Annotated in this window: 19 protein-coding genes; 9 read left to right on the forward strand and 10 right to left on the reverse strand. The window is 70.6% G+C overall.

The annotated features are described in order from the left end of the window. Window positions 1-250 precede the first annotated feature (250 nt). Window positions 251-3,079 carry a TonB-dependent receptor gene (locus AC2D8W_RS08885; protein WP_484671247.1) on the reverse strand — a complete coding sequence of 943 codons (2,829 nt, stop codon included), beginning with the start codon at window positions 3,077-3,079 and terminating at the stop codon, window positions 251-253. Between the two features lie 263 nt (window positions 3,080-3,342). Between AC2D8W_RS08885 and queC the strand changes: the two genes are divergently transcribed. The 3 genes from queC to AC2D8W_RS08900 are packed head-to-tail and all read left to right on the forward strand — an operon-like array spanning window position 3,343 to window position 5,098. After that, complete coding sequence (gene queC, locus AC2D8W_RS08890; protein ID WP_484671248.1) at window positions 3,343-4,068, forward strand: 7-cyano-7-deazaguanine synthase QueC; 726 nt, start codon at window positions 3,343-3,345, stop codon at window positions 4,066-4,068. Then, entirely contained in the window at window positions 4,065-4,697 is a 633-nt protein-coding gene (gene queE / locus AC2D8W_RS08895; RefSeq protein WP_484671249.1) for a 7-carboxy-7-deazaguanine synthase, read from the forward strand. The genes queC and queE overlap by 4 nt, the downstream gene beginning before the upstream one ends. Before the next feature lie 29 nt (window positions 4,698-4,726). Further along, on the forward strand, window positions 4,727-5,098 hold the full coding sequence (locus AC2D8W_RS08900; protein WP_293484067.1) for a 6-pyruvoyl trahydropterin synthase family protein: 372 nt from the start codon (window positions 4,727-4,729) through the stop codon (window positions 5,096-5,098). Here the strand turns inward: AC2D8W_RS08900 and AC2D8W_RS08905 are convergent. The 5 genes from AC2D8W_RS08905 to AC2D8W_RS08925 form a co-directional block, all read right to left on the reverse strand. Further along, window positions 5,095-5,595 carry a response regulator gene (locus AC2D8W_RS08905; RefSeq protein WP_484671250.1) on the reverse strand — a complete coding sequence of 167 codons (501 nt, stop codon included), beginning with the start codon at window positions 5,593-5,595 and terminating at the stop codon, window positions 5,095-5,097. The two genes, AC2D8W_RS08900 and AC2D8W_RS08905, sit on opposite strands and share 4 nt — an antisense overlap. A 171-nt stretch (window positions 5,596-5,766) precedes the next feature. Next, window positions 5,767-6,885 carry a chorismate synthase gene (aroC, locus tag AC2D8W_RS08910; protein ID WP_484671251.1) on the reverse strand — a complete coding sequence of 373 codons (1,119 nt, stop codon included), beginning with the start codon at window positions 6,883-6,885 and terminating at the stop codon, window positions 5,767-5,769. Window positions 6,886-6,931: 46 nt separating this feature from the next. Then, complete coding sequence (locus AC2D8W_RS08915) at window positions 6,932-7,117, reverse strand: hypothetical protein (protein WP_484671252.1); 186 nt, start codon at window positions 7,115-7,117, stop codon at window positions 6,932-6,934. 119 nt (window positions 7,118-7,236) lie between these two features. Continuing rightward, entirely contained in the window at window positions 7,237-8,169 is a 933-nt protein-coding gene (locus AC2D8W_RS08920) for an SDR family NAD(P)-dependent oxidoreductase (RefSeq protein ID WP_293484075.1), read from the reverse strand. Window positions 8,170-8,202: 33 nt separating this feature from the next. Beyond that, complete coding sequence (locus tag AC2D8W_RS08925; RefSeq protein WP_484671253.1) at window positions 8,203-9,459, reverse strand: MFS transporter; 1,257 nt, start codon at window positions 9,457-9,459, stop codon at window positions 8,203-8,205. A gap of 212 nt (window positions 9,460-9,671) precedes the next feature. On the opposite strand from AC2D8W_RS08925, the gene AC2D8W_RS08930 reads away from it, so the two are divergent. The 6 genes from AC2D8W_RS08930 to AC2D8W_RS08955 all read left to right on the forward strand — a co-directional run bounded on the left by AC2D8W_RS08930 (window position 9,672) and on the right by AC2D8W_RS08955 (window position 14,664). Continuing rightward, entirely contained in the window at window positions 9,672-10,190 is a 519-nt protein-coding gene (locus AC2D8W_RS08930; protein ID WP_484671254.1) for a GNAT family N-acetyltransferase, read from the forward strand. 31 nt (window positions 10,191-10,221) lie between these two features. Next, complete coding sequence (locus tag AC2D8W_RS08935; protein WP_484671255.1) at window positions 10,222-10,776, forward strand: DUF1285 domain-containing protein; 555 nt, start codon at window positions 10,222-10,224, stop codon at window positions 10,774-10,776. Next, window positions 10,773-11,426 carry a CoA pyrophosphatase gene (locus AC2D8W_RS08940; RefSeq protein ID WP_484671256.1) on the forward strand — a complete coding sequence of 218 codons (654 nt, stop codon included), beginning with the start codon at window positions 10,773-10,775 and terminating at the stop codon, window positions 11,424-11,426. The genes AC2D8W_RS08935 and AC2D8W_RS08940 overlap by 4 nt, the downstream gene beginning before the upstream one ends. An 11-nt stretch (window positions 11,427-11,437) precedes the next feature. Next, entirely contained in the window at window positions 11,438-12,688 is a 1,251-nt protein-coding gene (locus AC2D8W_RS08945; protein WP_484671257.1) for a CCA tRNA nucleotidyltransferase, read from the forward strand. Further along, window positions 12,688-13,383: a type 1 glutamine amidotransferase gene (locus AC2D8W_RS08950; protein ID WP_484671258.1), complete on the forward strand. Its 696-nt coding sequence runs from the start codon at window positions 12,688-12,690 to the stop codon at window positions 13,381-13,383. Before AC2D8W_RS08945 ends, AC2D8W_RS08950 begins: the two co-directional genes overlap by 1 nt. Window positions 13,384-13,491: 108 nt before the next feature. Beyond that, entirely contained in the window at window positions 13,492-14,664 is a 1,173-nt protein-coding gene (locus AC2D8W_RS08955) for a serine hydrolase domain-containing protein (RefSeq protein ID WP_484671259.1), read from the forward strand. A gap of 2 nt (window positions 14,665-14,666) precedes the next feature. Here the strand turns inward: AC2D8W_RS08955 and AC2D8W_RS08960 are convergent, their stop codons facing one another. The 4 genes from AC2D8W_RS08960 to AC2D8W_RS08975 are packed head-to-tail and all read right to left on the reverse strand — an operon-like array spanning window position 14,667 to window position 17,456. Next, complete coding sequence (locus AC2D8W_RS08960) at window positions 14,667-15,263, reverse strand: GNAT family N-acetyltransferase (protein ID WP_484671260.1); 597 nt, start codon at window positions 15,261-15,263, stop codon at window positions 14,667-14,669. Further along, a complete protein-coding gene (locus AC2D8W_RS08965; protein ID WP_484671261.1) occupies window positions 15,260-16,093 on the reverse strand; it encodes a ChbG/HpnK family deacetylase in 834 nt (277 codons plus the stop codon). Before AC2D8W_RS08965 ends, AC2D8W_RS08960 begins: the two co-directional genes overlap by 4 nt. Window positions 16,094-16,095: 2 nt before the next feature. Next, window positions 16,096-16,980 (reverse strand): oxygen-dependent coproporphyrinogen oxidase, encoded by an 885-nt coding sequence (gene hemF, locus AC2D8W_RS08970; protein ID WP_484671262.1) that lies wholly within the window; start codon window positions 16,978-16,980, stop codon window positions 16,096-16,098. Then, on the reverse strand, window positions 16,977-17,456 hold the full coding sequence (locus tag AC2D8W_RS08975) for a tRNA (cytidine(34)-2'-O)-methyltransferase (RefSeq protein ID WP_293484139.1): 480 nt from the start codon (window positions 17,454-17,456) through the stop codon (window positions 16,977-16,979). The genes hemF and AC2D8W_RS08975 overlap by 4 nt, the downstream gene beginning before the upstream one ends. Window positions 17,457-17,659 lie beyond the last annotated feature (203 nt).

Here is a 17,659-nt window from a genome sequence, read left to right on the forward strand (position 1 = left end):
GGCTCTTGTACGGCCCGTGATCGCCCATGCGCCGCCATCGCGGATGCTGAAGAGGTGGCGGCGCGCCCCCCGTCCAACATGACGAAGCTCGCCCGCCGGAGTAGCGCCTGTCAATCGACGCTTTACACAGTAAGGGCGCCGGGCCGCAGAAACTGACGGAGCCCGTGCTGCGCCTGCCCTCGCACAAGGAAGGGGCGGCGGATCGCTCCGCCGCCCCCGACAAGGCATTCCCTGGGAGTTGCGCCGGGTCTTACCAGCGCTTGGTGACCGAGACGCCGTAGGTGCGCGGTTCGGTGTAGAAGACGTTCCGGAACAGGCCGGAGCTGTCGTCCGTCAGATAGAAGTCGGTGATCGCCTTCTCGTTGGTGGCGTTCTTGATGAAGCCGCCGACCTCGACGCCCAGGTCACGGTTCTCCACCGTGAGCGTCAGGTTGACGTTATCCCAGCCTTTGATCCGATCGGCGTCGGAGTTGTAGATCCGGGCGAACGTCTTGGTCTGGCGGTAATAGTCGCCACGCAGCGTCGCGTCCCACTCTCCGAAGGTCCAGGTGTACTGGGCCCCCAGCGAGATGGTCCACTTCGGCGCGTTCGGCAGGTCGTTGCCCGACAGATCGACCGGAACGCCTTCCGAGAGCAGGCCGCCGAACACGTTGGTGCCCGCCGCGAGCGCGCCGGTGCCCAGGATGTTCGTCCCGAAGCCCGCCGCCGTGGTCGGGGTGCAGACGCCGAGCAGGTTGAACGGATTGGCGGCGATGCCGGGCACGAGGCCGCTGGAGATCGCCAGCGCCTGGGCCGCATGCGCCGTCGAGACGACGCAGTTGGAGGCGCTGCCCGACTTGATCAGCGTCAGCAGGGGGTTGCCCTGCGTCCGGTTGAACGTGTCGATCGAGGTCGCGTTCTTGATCTTGGTGTCGAGGTAGCCGAGGGCGACGTTCAGGCGGAGGCCATCGATCGGCTGCCAGATCGATTCGAGTTCGAGGCCCATGTTGCGGGCGTCGATGTTCTCGTTGATCGAGGTCCGGTTGATGATCTTCGAAACCTGATAGCCCTTGTAGTCGTAGTAGAAGCCCGTGAGGTTCAGCTGCATCGTGCCGTCGAGCAGCGTGTTCTTCGTGCCGATCTCGTAGGCGTTGATGAACTCGGGCTCGAACGTCGGCGACTGCGGAACGGTGCCGATGCCGGGGCTGAACGGCGGGTTCAGGCCGCCGCCCTTGTAGCCGCGCGAGTAGAAGGCATAGACCAGGGTGTCGTTGGTGAAGTCGAGGTCCGGCTTCCAGTCGAACCCGAAGCGGCCCGTGGGCTCCTTGAACTTCGCCTTCAGGTTCGCCGGCTGACCGGGCGCAGGCCCGCCGATGCCGACGCCGGGCGTGCCCAGGACGACGCCGTGGTTCTCGACGTCCTTCTTGTCGACCGTGTAGCGCAGGCCGAGCGTCCATTTGAACGTGTCGGTCATCTGCCAGTAGAACTCGCCGAACGCGGCGTAGCTGGTCAGGTCGTACGGGCCGTAGCTGTCATAGTAGTTGTGGCCCGAGCGGTTCGGATCGACGTTCGGGTCGATGCTCACGCAGGGGGCGGCGCCGACGCAGTTGGCGTTGCCGGTCGTGAGCAGGTTGTTCAACTGGTAGAAGCCGGTGCCCGTGTTGAACATCACGTAGTAGTCGCCGGTCGCCTGATAGCGCAGCATGAAGACGCCGACGTTGAAGTTGAACGGCCCGTCGAAGTCGGACTGCAGCCGGACCTCGTGGCTCCAGTTCTCCGTGTAGGCCGACGAGATGTCGCTGGTGGTGAACCGGTTGAAGGGACCGTTCTGCGGGTCGCGGATGACGCCGCCGGGGAACAGGCCGGCATAGATCGAAGCGAAGCCCGGGACCGCCGCGAACGCGTTCACGGGGTTCGGCGTGGTGTTGAACGGCACGCTGGGCGTGTAGCGGTTGTAGTCCTGCCGCGTGTACAGCTTGTAGAACGTGTAGCTGGTGAGCCAGTTCAGGGTCAGGTTGTCGGCGACGTCGAACTGCGCGTTGAACTGATAGATGTCGGTCTTCGACTTGTAGATCGGATCGAAGGTCGACTCGATGTCGCGGATGTTCGGCGTCTGGATCTTGCCGGCGTAGGCGTCACCCGTCTGGAAGCCGCCCAGCGCGCCGAACAGGCCGCCCAGCGTCGCCTGGGAGTTCACGGTGCCGAGGGCGTTGGCCGAATAGAGCGAGGTGGGCGAGCAGCCCTGGCTGAACAGGCCGCGCTGGATCTGCGCGATCACCGGCACCGCCGAGAAGCCCAGGCCGCCGACGCTGGCCGGGCCCACGTCCTTCGTGCAGTACTGCTTGCCGATGCGCGAGCGGTTGTCGTCTTCCTCGAAGTGGTCCCAGACGCCCCAGGCGCGGAAGCGGTCGCTGGGCTTGAACGACAGCGAAGCCCGCACCCCGTAGAGGTCGCGGTCGTCGGCGTCGTTGCCGGTCACCAGGTTCTCGCCGAAGCCGTCGCGCTTCAGGTAGTTGCCCGCCAGGCGCGCCGCGAACATTTCGCCCAGGGGGATGTTGATCATCCCGCGGACCTTGATCGAGTTGTAGTTGCCGTACTCGCCGCGGACATTGCCTTCGAAGACGTCCGTGGGCTTGGCGGTGATCAGGTTGACCACGCCGCCGGTGGCGTTACGGCCGTAGAGGGTGCCCTGCGGGCCCCGCAGGACTTCGACGCGCTCGACGTCGTAGAATTCGGTCTCGAACAGGTTGTTCGCGATCAGCGGGGCGTTGTTCAGGTGAATGCCGGTGCCGGCGTCGCCCGAGCCCGCCACCAGCTTCGAGCCGATGCCGCGGATCTGGAAGTTGTAGCCCGTGAAGTTCCCCTTGGAGAAGTTCACGTTCGGCACCGCGAGCACGAGGTTCGGGCCGCCGTCGATCTTGGACTTCTCGAGGGCGTTCTGGTCGAACGCGGAAACCGCGATCGGCACGTCCTGGAGGGCTTCCTCCTTCTTCTGCGCCGTGACGACGAGTTCCTCGATCACGTTCGAGCCGGCGGTCTGCGACCAGGCCGGACCGGCAAACGCAGTGAGGGCCGCGGCGGAAACGCCAACAGCCAGCAAGCTCCGAAGAGCGCGAGATTCTGACATCCTGTTCTCCCAGGGCGTCCAGGCTCTTGTCAGCGGCCCGTGATCGCCGATACGCCGCCATAGCGGACGCCGACGGGGTGGCGGCGCGCCCCCCAATCGGCGCGGCCAAGCTCGCGATGCGACGGTGTTATGTCAACGGACGCCTTGCCCGGTAAGGGATTGCGTTGCGGAGGTGTGGCGCCGCGGACACCCAAGTTTCCTTAGCGTCGCTTCCCTGCGAAGGCCGAAAGCGCCATATGGCGCCCATGAACGACGGCGCGCTCGTGCTCTTCTCCGGCGGCCAGGACTCCACGGCGTGCCTCGCGTGGGCCCTGAGCCGGTTCGCGCGCGTCGAGACGGTGGGATTCGACTACGGGCAGCGGCACGCGGTCGAGCTGGAGGCGCGCCGGGCGGTGCGCGAGCGTCTGGCGCGCGAGTTCCCCGCATGGGGGCCGCGCCTGGGCGACGACCACATGATCGACATCCGCAGCTTCGGGGCGTTGTCCGACACCGCGATGACGACGGAGCGCGAGATCGCGATCACCGAGAAGGGGTTGCCCTCCACCTTCGTGCCCGGCCGCAACCTGGTGTTCCTGACCTACGCGGCCGCGCTCGCCGACCGCCGCGGACTTGGCCGGCTGGTCGGCGGCATGTGCGAAACCGACTACTCCGGCTATCCCGACTGCCGCCGCGATACGCTCGACGCCCTGGAGCAGGCGTTGAACCTGGGCATGGCGCAGGACTTCGGGATCGAGACGCCGCTGATGCGCCTCACCAAGGCGGAAACCTGGGCGCTGGCGAAGGGGCTTGGCGGGGAGCCGCTCGTGGCCCTGACCGTCGAGGAGAGCCATACCTGCTACCTCGGGGAGCGCGGGGAGCTGCACCCGTGGGGCTTCGGCTGCGGCGCCTGCCCGGCGTGCGAGCTCCGTCGCGCCGGCTTCGAGGCCTGGGTCGCCGACGGACGTCCGGCGCTCGAGTCATGAGCTACGCCGTGAAGGAGATCTTCCTGACGCTCCAGGGCGAGGGCGGTCAGGCGGGCCGGCCGGCGGTGTTCTGCCGGTTTGCGGGATGCAACCTCTGGAGCGGGCTGGAACGCGATCGCGCTTCGGCCGTGTGCGCCTTCTGCGACACCGACTTCGTGGGGATGGACGGGCCGGGCGGGGGACGTTTCGCCGACGCCGCGGCCCTGGCGGCCGCCATCGAGGCGGCCTGGGCGGGCGGACCCGAGTCGCGGCTGACGGTGCTCACCGGCGGCGAGCCCCTGCTGCAGGTCGACGCCGCCCTGATCGACGCGCTGCACGCGCGGGGATTCTCGATCGCGCTGGAGACCAATGGGACCCTGCCGGCGCCGCCGGGCATCGACTGGATCTGCGTGAGCCCGAAGGCCGATGCGCCGCTGGCGCAGACCTCGGGCCAGGAGCTGAAGCTGGTCTTTCCGCAGGCGACGGCCTCGCCCGAACGCTTCGAGCACCTGGATTTCGAGCGGTTCCTGCTGCAGCCGATGGACGGCCCGGAGCGCGAAGCCAACACCCGCGCCGCCATAGACTATTGCCTCGCCCACCCTCGGTGGCGTTTAAGCGTGCAAACCCACAAGTACCTCGGCATCGCCTGAGGCCCGACCCGCCTCGGCGACCATCCGCTATGAACCAGCCCACGTTCGAGATCACCAAGGCCGCGACCTTCGATGCGGCCCACTACCTGGCCGAGGGGCCGAAGCACCGTCCCTACACCAATCTGCACGGCCACTCGTTCCGCGTGGAAGCCACCGTCAGCGGGCCCGCGCAGGAACCGGTGGGCTGGGTGGCCGACCTGGCCGACCTCGAGGCTGCGCTCAAGGGCGTCGCCGGCGAACTCGACCACGGCTTGCTGAACGAGAAGCCGGGCCTGGAACGGCCGACCCTCGAGCACCTCTGCGTCTACTTCGCCCAGCGGCTGAGGCCTCAGTTCCCGGGCCTGTCGCGCATCGTGGTGTCGCGTCCCACGATCGGCGAGAGCTGCGCGCTCGCGCTCTAGCCTGTCTTCTGCTTGGCGTCGTCCGACCGGCGCAGGGGGCCCTTGTAGTCCGGATCGCTGCGCCGCCGCCGGTCGGGACCGAAATAGTCGTCTGTGCGCACGAAGGGCCGGGGCTTCTCGATCGCGTTGTGCAGCCGCTCGACCACCCCGCGCGCGGTGAGCGGCTTGGCCAGGAACTCGTTCACGCCGGCGTCGCGCGCCTCGTTGACCCGCTGCAGGGTCGAGTGCCCGGTGATCATGATCACCGGCGCCATCTGGTTGGGGCTGTCCGGCGAATTGCGCAGCAGCCGCACGAAGTCGATCCCGTCCAGCGGCTGCATGGAAAGATCGGTCATCACGAGATCGATCGGGTGGTCCCGCATCATCTGCAGGCCTTCGGCGCCGTCGTTGGCCTCGCGGATCTGGGTGATGCCCAGCGCGCGCAGAATCTCGGCCAGGAGAATGCGCATGTAGTGGTTGTCGTCCACCAGCAGGATTCTGAGGAGGTCGTAACGCACGCGGCTCCCTGCCGGCTGGGGTACTGGCGCTTCGAGGCCGTCAACCGTGAAGCAGTGCGCTGGAATAGGATAGCCGGATACGACCGGTCAACGATGATATCGGCGGTATCCGAGCCGCTTTCAGATGCAGGATCAGCGACTTACCCCTCCTGGTAGTCGCCATGGGGCGGTTCAACCGCCGGGGGCTGCCAAGGGATGGGCCGCGCCGCCCGTCTGAGCCCGGTGCCGGAGGAACGCGTCCGCCAGCACGCAGGCGACCATGGCCTCGACCACCGGCACCGCGCGCAGGCCGACGCAGGGATCGTGGCGGCCCTTGGTCCGCAGCTCGATCTCCTCGCCGGCTTCGTTCAGCGTCCGGCGCGGCGTGAGGATGGACGAGGTCGGCTTGAACGCGACGCGGGCGGTGATCGCCTGGCCGGTGGAAATGCCGCCCAGCACGCCGCCGGCATGGTTCGAGAGGAACAGCGGGCCGTCGTTGCCCATGCGCATCTCGTCCGCGTTCTCCTCGCCCGTCAGCGCCGCAGCGGCGAACCCGGCCCCGATCTCCACGCCCTTGGCGGCGTTGATCGACATCAGGGCCGCCGCGAGCTCCGCGTCGAGCTTGCCGTAGAGCGGCGCGCCCCAGCCGGCCGGCGCGCCAACCGCCTCGACCGCGACCACGGCCCCGGTCGAGGAACCCGCCTTCCGGATCTTCTCCAGATGCTCCTCCCAGACGGGGACGATGTCGGGATCGGGCGCCCAGAAGGGGTTGTCGCCGGTGACGCCGTAGTCGATGCGCCCGGGGTCGACGGCGTGCGGGCCGATCTGCACCACCGCGCCGCGGATCGTGATCCCCTCCAGGATCTTGCGGGCGACCGCGCCGGCGGCCACGCGCGCCGCCGTCTCGCGGGCCGACTGCCGGCCCCCGCCCCGGTAGTCCCGCACGCCGTACTTCGCGAAGTAGGCGTAGTCGGCGTGGCCCGGGCGGAACGCCTGGGCGATCTCGGAGTAGTCGCGCGAGCGCTGGTCCACGTTCTCGATGATCATGGAGATCGGCGTGCCGGTCGTGACGGGCCCCGGGGTCCGATCGTCGCCGAAGACGCCCGACAGGATGCGCACCGCGTCCGGCTCCTGCCGCTGGGTCACGAACTTGCCCTGGCCGGGCCGCCGGCGGTCCAGCCAGGGCTGGATGTCGGCCTCAGTCAGCGGGATGCCGGGCGGGCAGCCGTCGACCACGCAGCCCAGGGCCGGTCCGTGGCTCTCGCCCCAGGTGGTCACGCGGAACAGGTGGCCGAAGGTGTTGTGGCTCATGGCGCAGGCTAGATAGCCGACCCGCGCGGCCTCACCAAACCCCGGCTCAGACGCGCAGGTCGATGAAGGCGCCCACGGCCCGCACCTCGGCGCGCGCCTGGTTGCCGAGGGCGAGGTCGCGGCGGGCCGCCTCGACCCGCATCTGCGTCTCGGCCTGGATGCGGTCCTGCGAGCCCATGCGGAAGAGGGCGAGCTCGTCCATCCGCGGCGGCGGAGCCGCGTGGCGGGGCATTGCGCCAATCTGGGACAGGCCGAGCGTCATGCTCCCACCCGTCGCAAGCCGGGCGCCGGACGCGAAAACGGCGGCGGACCGGTGTCCGCCGCCGCTCGTTCGTCAGCGCGCAGGCGCCGTCAGGCCGGCTGCTTCTGCTGCTGGTTCTGGTTGCCGGGCAGCGGGCCCCGGTTCAGGTCGAAGAACTTGGGCGCCATCTGCGGCACGGCCTCGTCCAGGATCGACTGCACCGTCCAGCCCTCTTCCTTGGTGCAGGTCTCGATCGGCCGCGGCTGGCTGTAGAGGATGATGTTCTCGCCCGAGGAGCCGAAGATCTGGCCGCTGACGTGCGCGGCCGCCGGGGCGACCATGGCCACCGAGAAGCGGGCCGGCTGGTCGGGGCGGATCTTCTCGGCCATCACGGCCCGGCGCGCCGCCGCGGCCTCGTCCTTCACGGGCACCGACTGGGTCATGCGCGTCCAGGCGACGGGCGCCAGGCAGTTGGAGCGCACGTTGTTGCGCGCGCCTTCCATGGCGATGATCCGCGACAGGCCCGCGATGCCCATCTTCGCCGCCCCGTAGTTCGCCTGGCCGATGTTGCCGAACAGGCCGGACGTGGACGTGAAGAACATGTAGGCGCCGTCGTTCTGATCGCGGAAGTGCTCGATCGTGGCGCGGGCCACGTTGAACGACCCGCGCATGTGCACGGCGATGACGGCGTCCCACTCGGCCTCGGTCATCTTGTGGAACATGACGTCGCGCAGGATGCCGGCGGGATTGATCACCGCGTGCAGGCCGCCGAATTCCTTCTTCGCCAGCTCGAGCATGCCGTAGCAGGCGTCGAGGTCGGTGACGCTGTCGGAGTTCGAGACCGCCTGGCCGCCGGCGGCGCGGATCTCGGCGGCGACCGCCTCGGCGGGGCCCGCGGAGCCCTCGTCCTCGCCCTTCAGGCCACCGCCCAGGTCGTTGACCACGACCATGGCGCCTTCCTGCGCCGCGATCAGCGCGCAATCGCGCCCGATGCCGTTCCCGCCGCCCGTGACCAGGACGACGCGTCCGTCCAATGCGCCCATGACCGAAAATCCTCCCGAATGAATGGGAGACCTCTATTCGAGGCGGTCGGCCCGGCGCAAGTCGGGGAAGAGGCGAGCCCACAGGGCGGTGACGGCCATGGCCCCCACGCCTCCGAACACCGCCGCGCCGACCGGTCCCAGGAAACGCGCCACGACGCCGCTCTCGAACTCGCCGAGCTCGTTCGAGGCGCCGATGAACACCGACGACACCGAGGCGACGCGGCCACGCATGTGGTCCGGCGTCACGAGCTGGACCAGGGTCTGGCGCACGAAGACCGACAGCATGTCGGCCCCCCCGAGGACTGCGAGCGCCACGACGGAGAGCCAGAGGGACTTCGAGAGGCCGAACACGACCGTCGCCGCCCCGAACACGGCGACGCCCAGGAACATGATCGGGCCCGCGTGCCGCCGGATGGGGTTGGCCGCCAGGTAGAGCGCGACGATGGTGGCGCCTATGGCGGGCCCGGCGCGCAGGATGCCGAACCCTTCCGGCCCCACGTGCAGCACGTCGCGCGCGAAGACCGGCAGCAGCGCCGTCGCGCCGCCCAGCAGCACGGCGAACAGGTCGAGCGAGATCGCGCCGAAGACGATCTTCTGCCGCCACACATAGGCCAGCCCCTCCTTCATCAGCTGCCACCGCGAGCCGGGGTTGGCGTCCGGCTTGGCGTTGCCGCGGATGGACAGCACGAACATCGCCGACAGGCCGTAGAGCGCGAAGGTGGTGAAGTAGGCGGTCTCCGCCGAGCGCGCGACGAGCAGGCCCGCGGCCGCAGGGCCCGCGATCGAGGCCGTCTGCCAGGCCAGCGAGTTCCAGGCGATCGCCCGCGGCAGAAGCTTGCGCGGCACCAGCATCGGGCCCAGCGCGGTGTTCGCCGGCGCGAAGAACGCCCGGGCGGCCCCGAACAGGGCGGCGATCACCAGCAGCAGGGCGGGCGAGGCGAGGCCGTTGACGGTGGCCAGCGCAAGCGCCAGCACGCTCGCGATCTCGCCCGTCAGGCAGATCAGCAGCACCTTCTTGCGGTCATAGCGGTCGGCGGCCTCGCCGGCCGGCAGCGTCAGGACGAAGACCGGGATGAAGGCCGCCAGCCCGATCATCCCCACCAGGAAGGCGCTCTCCTCGACCGAGCGGGTCTCGCGGGCGATGGCGTACATCTGCCAGCCCATGGCCACGCTCTGGATCTGGGCGGCGAAGCTGCCGGTCCAGCGCGAGCCCCAGAATACGAGATAGTCGCGCTCCTTGAGCAGGGCGCGGGCGGAGGGGACAGGCTCGTCGGCGGGGGTGTCGGACATCGCGGGCGTGACGGACCCTGCCGTGCGCCGCCCGCCCCCGCAATCCAATTGACGGGCGGGGCGCAAGGCCCTATCTGCGCGCTCCCAACTGGGCCCCCTCGGGGCCTGCGGCCCGGAGGGCCCTCGAATGCGACGACGTCCGCTGGCCTGAGGCCACCCGAACCTGCCGGGCGGGAACCCGCCCCACCGTCGCCGCTTTCTTCGAGCCTGCCATGTCTCTCCAGCCCTGCCGGCCGCCGCCGGCGCTCATCTTCGTCAACGAAGCCCCCGCCCACGGCGCCGAGATCGAGGCGCTGCTCGACCGCGCCTTCGGGCCCGGCCGTTTCGCGAAGGCCTCGGAACGCGTCCGCGAGTTCGCCGAGTTCGCGCCCGAACTCTCCTTCTGCGCCCTGGAAGGCGGCAAGGTCGCGGGCGTGGTGCGGATGTGGCGCGTCGCCGTCGGCGACCAGCCGATCGTCTTCCTGGGCCCCCTGGCGGTGGAGGAGACCGAGCGCCGCTCCGGCCTGGGCGCGATGCTCGTCGAACGCGCGTGCGAGGCCAGCCGGGCCGCCGGAGAGGCGGCTGTCGTCCTGGTGGGGGACCTGCCGTACTTCCAGCGGGTCGGGTTCGAGGTCGCGCCCGGCGTCGATCTGCCGGGGCCGGTCGACCCGAAGCGGGTGCTCAGCCGCAGGTTCTCGGACGTCGCGCTGGCGGGCATGGTCCGTCCCCGCGCCAGATCCTTGCGCGCTTGAGACGACTCCCGCCGCCCCCTACCTTCGGCGGGTGACGAACGATCCGAAGCCCGCGCTCGACGCGATCGCCCAGGCCGCCAGGCAGGCTCCTGGCCGCGGCCTGCCGCCCGTGCACCTGTGGAATCCGGCGCATTCGGGCGAGATCGACATCGTCATCAAGAGCGACGGACGCTGGGTCCACGAAGGCGCCGTGATCTCGCGCGAAGCGCTGGTTCGGCTCTTCTCGACCGTCCTGCGGAAGGATCCCGACGGCTACTGGCTGGTCACGCCGGTCGAGAAGATGCGCGTGACCGTCGAAGACGCTCCGTTCGTCGCGGTCCGCGTCGACCGCGAGGGCGACGCGCTTACGTTCACCACCAACGTGGGCGACGTGGTCGAGGCGGGCCCCGAGAATCCCCTGCGGGTCGAGACGGCCGCGGACGGCGAGCCCCGGCCGTACGTCCACGTGCGCCGCGGGCTGGAGGCGCTGGTGACCCGCCCCGTGTTCTACGAACTCGTCGAGATGGCGCAGGAACGGGAGACGCCCGAGGGGCCGGTGCTCGAGGTCGCGTCGAACGGGGCCAGCTTCCCGCTGGGGCGCGCATGAACGCCCACGCGCCGGTCCACGAGCTCAGCGACTGGCTCGCCCAGCACCTCGACCCGCTGCACGACCATGCGGTGGAGGGCGGCCCGCTCCGGTCGGACTTCGACCTCAGCCCCGGCGGCTGGTCGGACATGCCGCACGAGGAGCTGAAGCCGGCCGCGGTGCTGATCGGACTGGTGCAGCGGGAGGCCGGCGTGAACGTCCTGCTCACCCGTCGGGCCGACACCCTGCGCCGCCACACGGGACAGGTCGCACTGCCGGGCGGCCGGCGCGATCCCGGCGAGACTCACGTCCAGACGGCGCTGCGCGAGGCCCACGAGGAAGTCGGCCTGGAACCGCGGTTCGTGAGCCCCCTGGGCCTCTCCACGCCCTACCAGACCGGCACGGGCTACCTCATCACGCCGGTGGTGGGACTGATCCGGCCGGGCTTCAGCCTCGCCGCCAACCCGGCCGAGGTGGCGCACATCTTCGAGACGCCGTTCGCCTATCTCATGGACATGGCCAACTACGAGGAGCACGAGCGCGAACTGCCCACGGGCGAGAAGCGCCGCTTCTACGCCACCACGCACGCGGAGCAGTACATCTGGGGGGCCACGGCCGGGATCCTGCGGGCGCTCTACGAGCGGCTGTACGGCGCGGCGATGGCGCAGTAGCGGACCAGGCCATGACGGAGAGCCTCGGCCAGCGCCCGTGGATGACCCTGCCGGCGACCGCGGCGGTGCTGGATGCGCTCGAGGCCGAGGGCGGCCCGGACTGCGCGCGGTTCGTCGGCGGCTGCGTCCGCAACACCATCGTCGGCCGGCCCGTCGACGACATCGACATCGCCACCACCCTGACGCCCGATCGCGTGATCCTGGCGCTCAAGGCGGCCCGCATCCGCGCCGTGCCCACCGGCATCGACCACGGCACCGTCACCGCGATCAGCGCCCACGTTCCGCACGAGATCACCACCCTGCGGCGCGACGTCTCCACAGACGGCCGCCGGGCCACCGTCGCCTTCACCACCGACTGGGCCGAGGACGCGCAGCGGCGCGACTTCACCCTCAACGCGCTCTACGCGCGCCGCGACGGGACGATCTTCGATCCCACGGGCCACGGCGTGGACGACGCCCGCGCCGGGCGCATCGTCTTCGTCGGCGATCCCGAACAGCGCCTGCGCGAGGATCACCTGCGCAACCTGCGCTTCTTCCGCTTCCATGCGTGGTTCGGGAAGGGCGATCCCGATCCGTCCGCGGTGGCCGCGTGCGCCAGGCTGCGGGACGGCATCGAAGGCCTGGCGGCGGAGCGCATCTCGAAGGAGCTGCTCAAGCTGCTGGCGGCCGACGATCCGCGCGACGCGGTGCGGCTCATGCACGAGACCGGCGTGCTGGAGGTGATCCTCAAGACGCCGGCGAACCTCGCCCGCTTCGACGGCTTCGTCGCGGTGGAGACCGATCAGCTGTTCGAGTGCGAGCCGATCCTGCGGCTGGCCGCCCTGCTGCCGGACGACCAGGTGGCCGCCGGGCGCCTGGCGGCCCGCCTGCGGCTTTCCAACGGCGACCGGGACCGCCTGGTGGCGGCCCTCGCCCCGACGCCGGCCCTGAAGAGCTGGATGAGCCCGCGCGAGATCCGCCGCGAGGTCTACAGGACCGGCGGCAAGACGCTGCGCGACCGGGCCAAGCTGGCCTGGGCGGCCGCGCCGGGGACGGCGGCGACCATGCAGTGGCGAGGCCTGATCGCCCTGGCCGAGGGCTGGACGCCGCCGCCGTTCCCGCTCACCGGCGCCGACGTCATGAAGGCCGGCGTGCCCAAGGGGCCGCTGGTCGGCCAGGTGCTGAAGGAGGTCGAGGACTGGTGGATCGACCACGACTTCCTCGACGACAAGTTCTCGGCGATCGAGAAGCTGAAGGCGGTCGCCCAGGGCATGGCCTACTGATGCGCATCGGCATCCTCAAGACCGGTCGCCCGCCGAAGCCGGCCATCCCGCGGTTCGGGACCTACCCGGAAATGTTCATGAACCTGCTGGGCCGCGACGCCTACGACTGGCGGGTCTACGCCGCCGACGAGGGCGAGTACCCGGATCGGCCCGACGCCTGCGACGCCTACATCGTCACCGGCTCGGCCGCGGGCGTGTACGAGGACGATCCCTGGATCGCCCAGCTGTTCGACTTCCTCCGCGCCGCGAAGGGGCGGGCGAAGCTGGTCGGCGTCTGCTTCGGCCACCAGGCCATGGCGCAGGCGTTCGGCGGCCAGGTGGTCAAGTCGCCCAAGGGCTGGGGCATCGGCGAGCATGCCTACGACATCGTCTCGCACGAGCCCTGGATGGACGGCGCCGCCGCGATCCGCCTCCCGGCCTCGCACCAGGACCAGGTGGTGGAGGTCCCGCCCGGCGCGGAGGTGGTCGCCGCGAGCGCCTTCACGCCCATCGCCGCCCTGGCGTGGCGGGACCAGCCGGCGATCTCCATGCAGCCGCACCCCGAGTTCGACCCGGCCTACGCCGCCGCGCTCATCGAGGCGCGCCGGGGAAAGGTCTACGCCGACGACGAGGCCGATCGCGCGCTCGAGAGCCTCGGCGGCCCCGACGACCGCGCGCGGGTGGGCGGCTGGATCCGGGCGTTCCTGGAGGTGTAGGCGACCCCGTAACCGTGCCAGGGCGGGGCGGCCGGAGCAAACCAAATTACGTTGTGTTGCCGCTGCGGCGGAGGGGCGCAATTCCCTGTTTGAAAACAGGGGGATCGCATGCCTGCCGAGCTGTCGAACGAGCGCGCCGAGCCCAACATCATGGTCACGACGCCGCAGACCCAGGCTGCGACCTTCCGCAACCAGCACCAGGTCTGGCCGCACCGCGCGATGCGGCGCGGGCCGGTGGTCCGGCCCTTGCCGCCGCATGCCTGCTCGCTGGAGGGCCGGAGCTTCCGCGTCGGCGCCGCCGACGTGAGCGTGGACGATTTCATGGCGCGGCGGCGAACGGCAGGGTTCCTCGTCCTCAAGGACGGCGAGGTCGCATTGGAGCGATACGGGCTGGGCAGCGGGCCGCAGAGCCGCTGGACCAGCTTCTCGACGGCAAAGTCGGTCGTCGGGACGCTCGCGGGCGCGGCGCTCTACGACGGCGCGATCGCCAGCCTGGACGACCCCTGCGCCCAGTACCTACCGGGGCTGCGCGGTTCGGCCTACGCCGACGTCACCATCTGCAACCTCCTCCGGATGTGCTCGGGCGTGGCGTGGGACGAGGGCGGAAACTCCGACGGCCGCGACGTGCGGCGGCTGGGCCGCGCCATGGGTGAACGTCGGCCGGGCGCCATCCTGGAGCTCGTGGCCGACCTGCCGCGGGCGCATCCGCAGGGGACGGTGTTCAACTATTCGACCGGGGAGAGCTGCCTGCTGGCGGCGGTGATCGCGGCCGCAGTGGGCCGGCCGCTGGCGGACTACGGCGCCGCGCGCATCTGGGGACCGGCCGGAATGGAGGCCGACGCCCTGTGGCAGCTGGAGTCCGACGACGGGCTGGAGCTGGGCGGCTTCGGGATCAGCCTGCGCCTGCGCGACGCCGGTCGCTTCGGGCTGTTGGCCATGGAGAACGGCGCCGCGTTCGCCGGGCAGCGGGTCCTGCCGCCAGGGTGGCGCGACCTGGCTGGCCAGCCCGACAGCGCGGCCACGGCCTTCGGGCGGCTCATGCCCGGCTCGCCCGCGGGCTACGGCTACCATTGGTGGGCGCTTCCCGGGGCGCCGTTCGCCGAGGGGATGCACGCCGGCGCGTTCCTGGCGCTGGGGGCGTTCGGGCAACGAATCTACGTCAATCCTGGCGAGCGCCTGGTCGTGGCCATCCAGAGCGCGTGGCGTCAGCCCAGCGACCCGGAGGCTGAAGCGGAGACGGTCCTACTGATCCGAGCGATCCTGCGCGCGCTTCAGGCGTGACCCTAGCCAATCACCATCCACACGACGCTGCGGGGCGGAACGTCGTCGAGCCGGCGGAAGCCGTAGGCTTCGTAGAAGCGCTGGGCGCGCAGGTTGGGCGCCTGGCAGCCCAGGTGCGCCCGCCCGCCGACGGTGGCGAGGAAGGCGTCCATCAGCCGCCGGCCCACGCCCTGGCCCTGCAGGCGCGGCAGGAGGTCGATGTGCAGGTGCGCGGGCGCGAGGTCGACGACCGCCTGCGGGTTCGCCGGCGGATGATGGATGAGGAAGGCGTCCCACTGATCGCGGGTGCGTTCGCGCGGCGGGACGTGGGCGGTGTCGGGGTAGCGGGCCCGGCGCGCCGGCCACCACTCGGCCTCGAGCCGCGCCTCGAAGGCGCGGGTGTCGGCGGTCCCGAGGATGTAGCCCGCCACGCCCGCCGCATCCTCGGCGACGAAGGCATGCCGGGGCTCCAGCACGCCGTAGGGCGCGGCGAAGATCTCCCCGATGATCCGCGGGTCCTCGTAGAGATGCGTGCCGTCGGCGCCGTTGTCCCCGGTCTTCAGGCAGATCTCGTAGAGCGCCGGCAGGTCGTCGGGGCGATAGGGCCGGATCTGCGTCATGATGCCGCCCGCATCAGGTCGCGCAGCGGGGCGAAGCTGATCAGCCGCGCGCCGGCCTGCGCGATGGCGTCGCGATAGCCGGACGACAGCATCTCGGCGTAGTCGCCCGCGCGCTGGTCCGCCTCGCGCAGGTCGTAGCCGCGCAGCTCGGGTCCGTCCTCGGCCGGATGGAAGAACACCTCGGTGACGCCCGGCCGCAGCGCGGCCATCCGCTGGGCGAAGGTCCCCCGTTCGCGGCCCCACAGATCGACGAGCGAATCCGGAAAGACCACGCCCGCCTCGGCCGCGCGGTCGCGGGTGTCGAGTCCGTAGAGCGCCGCGCCCCGCGCGCCGATCATCCGCACCGGCAGCCGGTAGGCCAGCGCAAGCTCCAGGTAGAGCGCCGCGTAGCGGGGCTCGAGCTGCATCGTCCCCATGTGCGCGTCGAGGTGCGTCACGTCGACGCCCCAGGCGAGGGCCTGCTCGATCTGGGCGCGGCATTCGGCGCGCACGTCGTCCAGTCGGGCGTTGGCCCACACCTCCTGGATCGTCGCGGGCAGGAAGCCCTGCGCGTCGTGGAGCGAGGCCGCCCCGGTCAGGGCGCGCCAGCGGTAGGCCGGATACTCGCAGGTCAGGGTCAGGTGCACGCCGATCCCGCCGTCCCGGGCGCGCGCCACGCCGTCCAGCGCCCAGGGGCAGGGGACCATCAGGGTGGCGCTGGTCGCCAGGCCGCGGCCGACCACGTCGCCGATCGCGCGATTGGCGGACGCCGAACTGCCCAGGTCGTCGCAGTTGACGATCAGCAGCTTCTCGTCCGGCCGGCCGCCCAGACGCTCGGCGAGGCTGGCCAAGGTCAGGGCCAGGCCACGCGCGGCGGCATGGACGACAGGATCGTCTCGATGTTTCCGCCGGCCTTCAGGCCGAACATGGTCCCGCGGTCGTAGAGCAGGTTGAACTCCACATAGCGGCCGCGGCGGACCATCTGCTGCAGGCGCTCATCCTCGCCCCAGGGCTTCGACATCTGGCCGCGGACGATCTTCGGATAGACGTCCAGGAACGCCTCGCCGACCGCGCGGGTGAAGGCGAAGTCCTTCTCGAAGTCGCCGCTGTTGTGCCGGTCGTAGAAGATGCCGCCGATCCCGCGCATCTCGCCCCGGTGCGGCAGGTAGAAGTACTCGTCGCACCAGGCCTTGTACTTCGGGTACCACTCGGGGTCGTAGGGATCGCACGCCGACTGCATGGCCGCGTGGAACAGCCTGGTGTCGTCGGCGTCCTGGCTGCGCTGGACGTCCAGCATGGGCGTCAGGTCGGCGCCGCCGCCGAACCAGCTCTCCGCGGTCGAGAGGAACCTAGTGTTCATGTGCACCGTGGGGACCCACGGGTTCAGCGGGTGGATGATCAGGCTGATGCTGGCCGAGACGTAGGACGGGTCCTTGTCGGCGCCCGGCATCTGGGCGGCCATCTCGGGCGAGAACCGGGCCGTCGCCGCCGAGGTGTGGATCCCCGCCTTCTCGATCAGGCGGCCGCGCAGAAAGCCGCCCGTGCCGCCGCCCACGCCCGTCTCGCGGGTCCAGGGCTTGTACTCGGCGCGGCCGGCGGGGCCGGGATAGAGTTCGGGCGGCGCCTCGTCCTCCAGGGTTTCCAGGGCGGCGAAGATCCGGCGCTGCAGCGACTCGAACCACGCCTGCGCGCGGCCGCGGCGTTCGAGGATCTCCGGGGGCAGGGTCGTGTCGGTCATGGGGCCTGTTCTGCGGCGGATGCGGCCGGGAAGGCCCTGATCTGCCTCAAGCCCTCGCCGAGCGCCAGCGCGGCGGCGGTCACCACGTTCAGCGAGCGGGCGCCCGGCGCGATCGGGATGCGCAGGCGCGCATCGGCCGCGACGTGCACATCCTCGGGGACGCCCGCGCTTTCGCGGCCGAAGAGCAGGATGTCCGACGCGGCGAAGGCGAAGTCGTGGAAGGGCTCGGCCGCGCGCGTGGTGAACAGCACCAGCCGCCCCTGGCCCGCGGACGCGGCGCGGAAATCGGTCCAGCCGGCGTGCCGTTTCACCTGGGCGAGGGCGGCATAGTCCATCGCCGCGCGGCGTATCGCGGCGTCGCTGAGCGGGAAGCCGCAGGGCTCGATCACGTCGAGCGGAACGCCCAGGCAGGCCGTCAGGCGGAGGGCCGCGCCCAGGTTTTGCGGAATGTCCGGTTGAAAAAGCGCCAAACGCATTCTAAGGCCTCTCGCCATCGGGAGTGGCCGGGGCGACAGGGCACGAATCATTGGGGCGCGGACGCGAGTTTCGCATGGTCCCTCTGTAGCGTGCCCAGCCTCCGACCGTCCCCCGAAACGGCTCGCCACCAGACGTCTGGCGCGGGCCGACAGCTTTCGGGCCACGGGCTCACCGCCCAGGGCCCCAACCGAAGGGTAGCTTC

This window comes from Phenylobacterium sp. T106, from assembly GCF_057219735.1.

What these genes read in the sequence shown, in the direction of transcription:
- AC2D8W_RS08940 (WP_484671256.1), top strand. Translation starts at nt 10,773, where the DNA reads ATGAACGCCCACGCGCCGGTCCACGAGCTCAGCGACTGGCTCGCCCAG.
- AC2D8W_RS08925 (WP_484671253.1), bottom strand. Translation starts at nt 9,459, where the DNA reads ATGTCCGACACCCCCGCCGACGAGCCTGTCCCCTCCGCCCGCGCCCTG.
- AC2D8W_RS08955 (WP_484671259.1), top strand. Translation starts at nt 13,492, where the DNA reads ATGCCTGCCGAGCTGTCGAACGAGCGCGCCGAGCCCAACATCATGGTC.
- queE (WP_484671249.1), top strand. Translation starts at nt 4,065, where the DNA reads ATGAGCTACGCCGTGAAGGAGATCTTCCTGACGCTCCAGGGCGAGGGC.
- AC2D8W_RS08920 (WP_293484075.1), bottom strand. Translation starts at nt 8,169, where the DNA reads ATGGGCGCATTGGACGGACGCGTCGTCCTGGTCACGGGCGGCGGGAAC.
- AC2D8W_RS08950 (WP_484671258.1), top strand. Translation starts at nt 12,688, where the DNA reads ATGCGCATCGGCATCCTCAAGACCGGTCGCCCGCCGAAGCCGGCCATC.
- AC2D8W_RS08900 (WP_293484067.1), top strand. Translation starts at nt 4,727, where the DNA reads ATGAACCAGCCCACGTTCGAGATCACCAAGGCCGCGACCTTCGATGCG.
- AC2D8W_RS08975 (WP_293484139.1), bottom strand. Translation starts at nt 17,456, where the DNA reads ATGCGTTTGGCGCTTTTTCAACCGGACATTCCGCAAAACCTGGGCGCG.
- AC2D8W_RS08915 (WP_484671252.1), bottom strand. Translation starts at nt 7,117, where the DNA reads ATGCCCCGCCACGCGGCTCCGCCGCCGCGGATGGACGAGCTCGCCCTC.
- AC2D8W_RS08960 (WP_484671260.1), bottom strand. Translation starts at nt 15,263, where the DNA reads ATGACGCAGATCCGGCCCTATCGCCCCGACGACCTGCCGGCGCTCTAC.
- AC2D8W_RS08930 (WP_484671254.1), top strand. Translation starts at nt 9,672, where the DNA reads ATGTCTCTCCAGCCCTGCCGGCCGCCGCCGGCGCTCATCTTCGTCAAC.
- AC2D8W_RS08945 (WP_484671257.1), top strand. Translation starts at nt 11,438, where the DNA reads ATGACGGAGAGCCTCGGCCAGCGCCCGTGGATGACCCTGCCGGCGACC.
- hemF (WP_484671262.1), bottom strand. Translation starts at nt 16,980, where the DNA reads ATGACCGACACGACCCTGCCCCCGGAGATCCTCGAACGCCGCGGCCGC.
- queC (WP_484671248.1), top strand. Translation starts at nt 3,343, where the DNA reads ATGGCGCCCATGAACGACGGCGCGCTCGTGCTCTTCTCCGGCGGCCAG.
- aroC (WP_484671251.1), bottom strand. Translation starts at nt 6,885, where the DNA reads ATGAGCCACAACACCTTCGGCCACCTGTTCCGCGTGACCACCTGGGGC.